Origin of the sequence: Tahibacter aquaticus, assembly GCF_004363655.1 — a bacterium.
Classification (GTDB): Bacteria; Pseudomonadota; Gammaproteobacteria; order Xanthomonadales; family Rhodanobacteraceae; genus Tahibacter; species Tahibacter aquaticus.
In genome coordinates this window covers 1-8,883 of the sequence record NZ_SNZH01000042.1, presented here as the reverse complement: position 1 = coordinate 8,883, position 8,883 = coordinate 1, and the positions used below count along the sequence as shown (strand labels likewise).

The 8,883-nt window shown below is 67.4% G+C and carries 2 protein-coding genes; both read right to left on the bottom strand.

The window, feature by feature from the left end:
- Positions 1–2,423, bottom strand: a 2,423-nt coding sequence (locus DFR29_RS28565) for a condensation domain-containing protein (RefSeq protein ID WP_166654422.1), incomplete at its 3' end; no start/stop codon positions are given.
- Positions 2,416–8,883, bottom strand: a 6,468-nt coding sequence (locus tag DFR29_RS28560) for a non-ribosomal peptide synthetase (RefSeq protein WP_133822049.1), incomplete at its 5' end; no start/stop codon positions are given. The genes DFR29_RS28560 and DFR29_RS28565, both read right to left, overlap by 8 nt.

Sequence of the window (8,883 nt, the reverse complement as noted above, 5' to 3'; positions counted from 1 at the left end):
CTGCAGCCGACCACGGTTTCGGTCGGGCCGTAGTGGTTGTAGATCTGCGCCTGCGGATACTTCGCCTGCAGCTGCCGCGCCAGATCCACGCCGAACGCTTCGCCGCCGATCACGAACACATGTGCAGTCTGGCGCGGCGTTTTGTCGGCCAGCTGCAGCAATCCCTGCAGATGCGATGGCGTCAGGCGCAGCAGCACCGGCGGCATCTCGGCCTGTTCCAGCCGCGCCGCAAAACCGGCCAAATCATCGTCAGCTGCGATCAGTTCCACGCAGCCGCCGGTCAGCAGCGGCACGTACAGCGACGGCACCGTCAGGTCAAACGCGGGCGACGTCACCACCAGCGATCCGCTCAGCGATGCCGCGTAATAGCCTTCGCGCGCAAAGGCACAATAGTCGGTCAGGCCGCGGTGCAGTATCTCCACGCCCTTGGGCGTACCGGTAGAGCCCGAGGTGTACAGCACGTAGGCGCTGTCGTCGTCGGCGATGGCGATATCCGGCCGCGTCGACGGGTATTCCGCCAGCCACTGCGCATCTACGCCGGCATCGTCCAGGTACAGCGTATCCACGCCGCCGACCGGCAATACCGAGCGACGGCTGTCGAGCAACGCGACGGTCACGCCCGCATCGGCCAGGATTGCCTGCAGACGCTCCGGCGTCTGCTTGTGGTCGAGCATCACGTAGGCGGCGCCGCTCTTCTGCACCGCCAGCAGCGCGATCAGCAATTCCAGCGAGCGTTCCAGGTGAATACCGACGCGGGCGCCGCGGCCCATGCCCTGCTCGATCAGCGCATGCGCCAGGCGGTTGGCCTTCGCATCAAGATCGACATAGCTCAATTCATCCGCACCGCAACGCAGCGCAATCGCCTGCGGCGTGCGCAGCACCTGCTGCTCGAACTGCTGCGGCAAGGCCAGTTCGCGCTGTGCTGTGCGCTGCGGACCTTGGCCTTGCTGGCGCAGCAACCGTGCGTCGTCCGCGTCCAGCCAGTCCAGCTGGTCCAGCGGTAGTGCGGGATTGGCCACGATCTGTTGCAGCAGGCGCTGGTAGGCGCTGGCCAGCGCTTCGATACCGGCGCGGCTGAACAATTCGTCCTTGTAGGTCCAGCTCAGGTGCAGGCCGGACTCGGCTTCGCTGGCCGTCAGGTCCAGGTCGAAATGCAGCCGCTCGCTGCCCTGATCCACGGACGACAGCTGCAGGCCGGGCAGCTTGAGCTCGCCGGTCTCGAAATTCTGCAGCACGAACTTGATCTGGCACAGCGGGTTGTAGGCCAGGCTGCGTTCGGGCCGCAGCGTTTCCACCAGCAGGTCGAACGGTACCTGCTGGTGAGCCAGGTCTTCCAGCGCGCCGGCCTTGCCCTGGGCCAGCAGCGCATCTGCGTCGCGCGTCGCATCGATGTCGAAACGGCAGACCAGGGTGTTGTTGAAAAAGCCGATCAGCGGCTCGGCGTCCTTGTGCAGGCGGCCGGCGACCGGCGTGCCGATGACGATGTCGGCCTGGCCGCTCCGGCGCGCCAGCAGCGCCGCAAAAGTCGACTGCAGCACCATGAACAGGGTTGCTTCGCTGCGCCGGCCCCACTGGCGCAGGGCTGTCAGCAGTGCGGCGGGGAAGTGCTGCAGATGACGCTGGGCGCGGAAACCCTGTATCGCCGGGCGGGCACCGTCCAGCGGCAGTTCGTGCAGCAGCGGCACACCGGCCAGGCGCTGCTGCCAATAGGCCAGGCCCTGCTGCAGCTGCGCGGCGTTGCTCTCGCTGCGCTGCCATGCAACATAGTCCACATGTTGAATCGGCAGCGGCGGCAGCGGATCGGCCTGACCCTGGCTGAAGGCGGTGTAAAGCGCGGTGACTTCCCTGACCAGCACGCCCAGCGACCAGCCGTCGGAAATGATGTGGTGCAAGGTCACCAGCAGCACATGCTCGTCGTCGGCCAGGCACAGCAGGCGCGCCCGGATGAGCGGACCGGCGGCCAGATCGAACGGCGTCTGTGCTTCGCTGGCGCACAGCTGCGCGACGCAGGCATCGCGCGCATCCGCAGCCAGCCCGCGCAGATCGTGATCGGCCAGTGCGATGCCCGCGCCGGGCGGCGCTATCACCGGCAGCGGCGCACCGTTGTGTTCGACGAAGGTGGTGCGCAGGTTTTCGTGCCGCGCCACGATGCGGTCCAGCGTGGCCTGCAAGGCGGCGCGGTCCAGCTGCCCGCTCAGGCGCAGCGCCGCGGGAACCAGATAGGCAACGCCGGCACTCGCATCGAGCTGGTCGAGAAACCACAGGCGCTGTTGCGCATACGACAGCGGCAGCGGGCCGGAACGGTCTGCACCGGGGATGGCTGAACCGCGCTCGCCGGCGGCCACGGTGGCCCTGCGCTGCTTGGCCCGGTTCAGCAGGATGGCTTTCTTCAGCTCGTCCAGCGCGTCGCTTTGCTTACTCATTCACCGACTCCTGCTTCAACAGCTCCAGCAATTCCGCTTCCGACAGCGAATCCAGTTCGTCCTGCATCGCCTGCATGTCATCGCCCAGCAAGGTCTCCACCTGCTGCACGGCCACGTATTCGGCCAGCGCCGACAGCACCGGCCGGGCGAACAGGTCGCGTACCGGCACCTCGACCAGGAAGGACTCGCGCAGCCGCGTCATCAGCATGATCAGCAGCAGCGAATGACCGCCCAGGTCGAAGAAGTGATCGTGCCGCCCGACCTGTTCCAGCTTGAGCAGGTCCTGCCAGATCTGCGCGATGGCCTGCTCGACCTCGCCGACCGGCGCCTCGTAGACACGGCTCAGCAGCGCCGCCCCGTCGGGCGCCGGCAGGGCCTTGCGGTCCAGCTTGCGGTTCGGCGTGAGGGGGAATTCCGGCAAGCTGACGAAGGCGCTGGGAATCATGTATTCGGCCAGCTCCCGCGCCAGTTCGCCGCGCAGCGTGGCCACCGACAGTTCCACGCCCTGCTGCGGCACCACATAGGCGACCAGGCGCTTGTCGCCCGGCGTGTCTTCCCGCGCGATCACCACTGCCTCGCGCACGCCGGCACAGGCCGACAGGCGCGTCTCGATTTCGCCCAGCTCGATGCGGAAGCCGCGGATCTTCACCTGGAAATCGTTGCGCCCCAGGAATTCGATGCTGCCGTCGGCCAGCCTGCGGCCGAGATCGCCGGTTTTATACAAACGTCCATTCGCCACAGTGCCGAACGGGTCGGCGACGAAGCGCTCGGCCGTCAGCTCCGGCCGGTTCAGATAGCCCCGCGCCACGCCGGCGCCACCGATATACAGCTCGCCGACCACACCCAGCGGCTGCAGCTGCAGGTGCTCGTTCAACACCTGCATGCTGACATTGGCCAGCGCATCGCCCAGTACGATGCGTTCGCCCGCGACGATGTCCGCATGCGTCGCCGCGACAGTCGCCTCGGTCGGGCCGTAGGAATTGCACACCCGGCAGCGCTGCGCCCAGGTCCAGGCCAGGCGTTCCTCGCAGGCCTCGCCCGCCACGATAAGTACCTGCAGGGCGTAGTCGTGCTGCACGTCGAGCTGGGCCAGCAGGGCCGGCGGCAAGGTGGCATGCGTGATGCGCTGCCTGAGCAGCAGCCGGGCGATGCGTTCGGCCGAGAAGCGGTCGTCCTGGTGGCAGATATGCAGGCTGGCGCCGGTGGTCAGCGCCATCAGCCATTCCCAGGTCGCCGTGTCGAAACTCAGCGAGGCAAAGGCCAGCACGCGGCTCTGCGGCGACAGCTGGTAGATCCTTTCCTGGTTGGCAGCCAGGTTGACCATGCCCGCATGTTCCAGCAGCACGCCCTTGGGCAGGCCGGTAGAACCCGAGGTATAGATCACATAGGCCAGATGGCGCGACGTCAGCCCGGCCACCTGCGGGTTGCCCGCATCCGGCGCCGCAGTAGCGGCATCCAGCGCCAGCACCGGAATCGTCAGCGCATCCAGCAGGCCCAGGCGCTCGCGCGTGGCCTGCTGGGTGAGCAAGGCCATCGGCGCGCTATCGGCCAGCATGTAGGCCAGGCGCTCCAGCGGATAGGCCGGGTCCAGCGGCACATAGGCGCCGCCGGCCTTGAGGATGCCGAGCACGCCGACCAGCATCTCCAGGCTTCGCTCCACGCACAGCGCAACGCGGTCGTCGGGCTTCACGCCCAACGCGATCAGCTCGTGCGCGAGACGGTTGGCGCGCTGGTTGAACTGCGCATAGGTCAGGGTTTCGTCTTCGAAGGTCAGTGCGACCGCGTCGGGGCGCAGCTGCGCCTGGCGTTCGATCAGAACATGGATGGGCGTGTCCTGCTCGTAGGCGCGGGCGTTGTCATTGCACAATGACAATATTTCTCTTTCCGCACTACCCAGCAGCGCGAGCCGGCGTACCGGCTGCTGCGGCGCGGCGACGATGCCCTGCAGCAGCAGCTCGAACGCGCTGCCCAGGCGTTCGATGGTGGCTGCCTCGAACAGGCTGTCGGCGTAGATCCACCACAGCTGCAGGCCGTCGGCGGTCTCGGTGGCCTGCAGTTCAAGGTCGAAGCGCGCGCTGGGCGCGCCGCTTTCCCGCGCCAGGCTGAGGCCCGGCAGCTCCAGCGCCAGCTGCTCATTGTTCTGCAGCACGAATACCACCTGGAATAGCGAGGCATGCGCCAGGCTGCGCGCCGGCTTGAGATCTTCCACCAGCATCTCGAACGGCACTTCCTGGTGCTCGTAGGCCGCCAGTGCGGTGGTCTTGGCCTGCGCCAGCACGGTCTCGAAATCCGGGTCGCCGGATAAGTCGGTACGCAGCACCAGGGTGTTGACGAACAGGCCGATCAGCGGTTCCACGTCGGGATGCAGGCGGCCGGCGATGGCCGTGCCCATCACGATGTCGCTCTCGCCGCTCCAGCGCGACAGGAGTACCGCGAACGCCGCCTGCAGCACCATGAACAGGCTGGCGCCCTGGCGCCGGGCCAGGGCGTGCAGGCCGGGCAAGGTCGCCGCATCGGCCACCTGGTGTACGCGCCAGCCGGTACTGAAGCGCTGCTGCGGCGGCCGCGGCTTGTCCAGCGGCAGGCTGTGCACCACCGGCAGATTGGCCAGCTGGCGACGCCAGTACTCCAGGTGACCCTGCAGGTTGGCGCCTTGCAGGCGTTCGCGCTGCCAGGCAGCGTAGTCGGCGTACTGCACCGGCAAGGCCGGCAGCACCGCCGTCTCGCCACGCACCCGCGCGCCGTACAGCGCCGCGAATTCGCGCACCAGCACGCCCAGCGACCAGCCGTCGGACACGATGTGATGCATGGTGAACAGCAAGGCGTGATCGGCCTCGTCCATCTGCACCAGGGCGCAGCGCAGCAGCGGATCGCGCGACAGGTCGAAGGCACGGCCGGCCTCCTGCGCGGTGAGCTGCTGCAGGCGCGCTTCGCGCGCAGCCGTGGCCAGTTCGCGCAGATCGTCGTAGCGCACCGTCACGCTGGCCGCCGCCTGGATCAGCTGCACGGCGGCGCCATCCACTTCGGCGTACAACGTGCGGAACACTTCGTGACGTGCGACCAGCGCATCCAGTGCCTGCTGCAGCGCCGTCCTGTCCAGATGACCCTGCAGGCGCAGGGCCATGGGCATGTTGTATTGCGCGCTGCCGCCTTCGAGGCGGTCGATGAACCACAGGCGCTGCTGCGCAAACGACAGCGCCAGCGGACCGTCGCGGCCGATGGTCGCGATGGGGGCGTAGCCAGCGCGCGCCTGCGCGTCCACATGGGCTGCCAGCTGGGCCAGCACCGGCTGTTCGAACAGTGCGCGCACGGCGATGGGCTTGCCGAAATGCTTGCCGATCTCGCTGACCACGCGCGTAGCCAGCAGCGAATGGCCGCCCAGGTCGAAGAAATTCGCCTCGCGGCTGATCGCATCGAGCTTGAGCACGCGCGCCCAGATCGCCGCCAGCGTGGTCTCGGTCTCGCCCTGCGGCGCGACGAATACCTGGGCCTGGCGTTCCGGCTCCGGCAAAGCCGCTTTATCTACCTTTCCATTCGGTGTCAGCGGCAGCTGCGCCAGCAGCACATAGGCCGACGGCTGCATGTAGCTGGGCAGCTGGCCGGCCAGGTCGGCCTTGAGTGTCTCCGCCACGTCGCCCTGCCCGTCTATCGCCGCGACGACGTAGGCAACCAGGCGTGCCTCGCTGTCCTCGCCACGCACCACGGCCACCGCATCGCGCACCGACGCATGCCGGCGCAAAGCACTTTCGATATCGCCCAGTTCGATGCGGAAGCCGCGCAGCTTGACCTGGTCGTCCAGGCGGCCGAGGAATTCCAGCGTGCCGTCATGGCGCCAGCGCACACGGTCGCCGCTGCGATACAGCCGGCCACCGGCATCGAACGGATCGGCAACGAATTTCGCCGCGGTCAGCTCGGGCTGGTTGATGTAACCCTTGGCCACGCCGGCACCGCCGATATACAGCTCGCCCGCCACGCCGGGTGGCTGCAGCCTGCCCTGCCCGTCCAGCACATAGAGCGCGGTATTGCTCATCGCCCGGCCGATCGGAATCGTGCGCTGCAGATCGGCCAGATTCGCCGTCACGTCGTACCAGCTGCAGCCGACCACGGTTTCGGTAGGGCCGTAATGGTTGTAGATCTGCGCCTGCGGATACTTCGCCTGCAGCTGCCGCGCCAGATCCACGCCGAACGCTTCGCCGCCGATCACGAATACATGTGCAGTCTGGCGCGGCGTTTCGTCGGCCAGCTGCAGCAATCCCTGCAGATGCGATGGCGTCAGGCGCAGCAGCACCGGCGGCATCTCGGCCTGTTCCAGCCGCGCGGCGAAACCGGCCAAATCATCGTCAGCTGCGATCAGTTCCACGCAGCCGCCGGTCAGCAGCGGCACGTACAGCGACGGCACCGTCAGGTCAAACGCCGGCGACGTCACCACCAGCGATCCGCTCAGCGATGCCGCGTAATAGCCTTCGCACGCAAAGGCACAATAGTCGGTCAGGCCGCGATGCAGGATTTCCACGCCCTTGGGCGTACCGGTAGAGCCCGAGGTGTACAGCACGTAGGCGCTGTCCTCGGCGGCGATGGCGATATCCGGCCGCGTCGATGGGTATTCCGCCAACCATTGCGCATCGGTACCGGCATCGTCCAGGTACAGCGTATCCACGCCGCCGACCGGCAATACCGAGCGACGACTGTCGAGCAAGGCCACCGTCACGCCCGCATCGGCCAGGATCGCCTGCAGCCGTTCCGGCGTCTGGCGATGGTCCAGCATCACGTAGGCCGCGCCGCTCTTCTGCACCGCCAGCAGCGCGATCAGCAGTTCCAGCGAGCGTTCCAGATGCACGCCGACGCGCGCACCGGGTGCCACGCCCTGCTCGATCAGCGCATGCGACAGCCGATTGGCCTTCGCATCAAGATCGACATAGCTCAATTCATCCGCACCGCAACGCAGCGCAATCGCCTGCGGCGTGCGCAGCACCTGCTGCTCGAACTGCTGCGGCAAGGCCAGTTCGCGCTGTGCTGTGCGCTGCGGACCTTGGCCTTGCTGACGCAGCAACCGTGCGTCGTCCGCGTCCAGCCAGTCCAGCTCGCTCAGGCGCGCCTGCGGATGCGCCACCATCTGCTGCAGCAGGCGACCATAGGCCTTGGCCAGGTTGTCAATGCTGGCACGCTCGAACAATTCATCCTTGTAGGTCCAGTTCAGCTGCACGCCGTCGTCGGATTCGACTGCCGTCAGATCCAGGTCGAAATGCACCTGCTCGCTGCCCTGCGACAGCGCGGTCATCTGCAGGCCCGGCAGCTGCAGCGCCGTCGATTCGAAGTTCTGCAGCACGAACTTGATCTGGCACAGCGGGTTGTAGGCCAGGCTGCGTTCGTGGCGCAGCGTGTCGCTGAGCAGGTCGAACGGCACCTGCGCATGGGCGAAACCGTCCAGGGCCCGCTGGCGTGCCTGCGCCAACAGTTCGTCGACACGCAGGTCATGCGGAAACTGGGTGCGCAGCACGAGGGTGTTGACGAACAGGCCGATCAGCGGCGCCAGTTCCGGCACGGAACGACCGGCATGCGGCACACCCATGACGATGTCGCTGTCGCCGCTGAAACGCTGCAACAGCGCTGCAAATGCACTCTGCAGCACCATGAACAAGGTTGCATTGTGTGCATGACCCAGCTGCTGCAGGGCATCGGCCAGGGGCCGCTCCAGGTGCAGGCCCAGGTGCGCGGCGTCGAAACGCTGCTGCGCTGGACGCGGCTTGTCCAGCGGCAGGCGATGCAGCACCGGAATACCGGCCAGGGCCTGCTGCCAGTACGCCAGCTCTGTCGCCAGTGCGCCGGCCGACAGGCGTGTCTGCTGCCAGCTGGCGTAGTCGGCGTATTGGATGTCCAGGCCCGGCAGCGGATCGGGCAGGCCGGCGCAGAAGGCGGCATACAGCGCGCTCACTTCCTGCACCAGCACGCCGATGGACCAGCCGTCGGAGACGATATGGTGCTGGGTCAGCAGCAGCACGTGTTCGCGTTCGGCCAGCTGCAGCAGGCGGCCGCGGATCAGCGGGCCGGCGGCCAGGTCGAAACGCGCTGCGGTCTCGCTGGCACGCCACTGCACCACGGCAGCGGCCTGCGCGTCTGGCGGCAGCGCGCGCAAATCATGATCGCTCAGGGCAAACGGAGCGGCCACGGCAATCTGCTGGCGCGGTTCGCCGTCGATGCTGACAAAGCGCGTGCGCAGGTTTTCGTGCCGCGCCACGATGCGATCCAGCGTGGCCTGCAGCGCCGCGCGGTCCAGCGCGCCCTCAAGACGCAGCGCAACCGGGATGTGATAGGCAAGGCTGGCGGCAGAATCCAGCTGGTCGAGGAACCACAGGCGCTGCTGCGCAAACGACAGCGGCAGCGGCGCATCGCGGCCGGCCTGGGGGATTGCCTCGCAGGCCGCGGTTGCCTGCGCATCGAGATGCGCCGCAAGGCGCTGCAG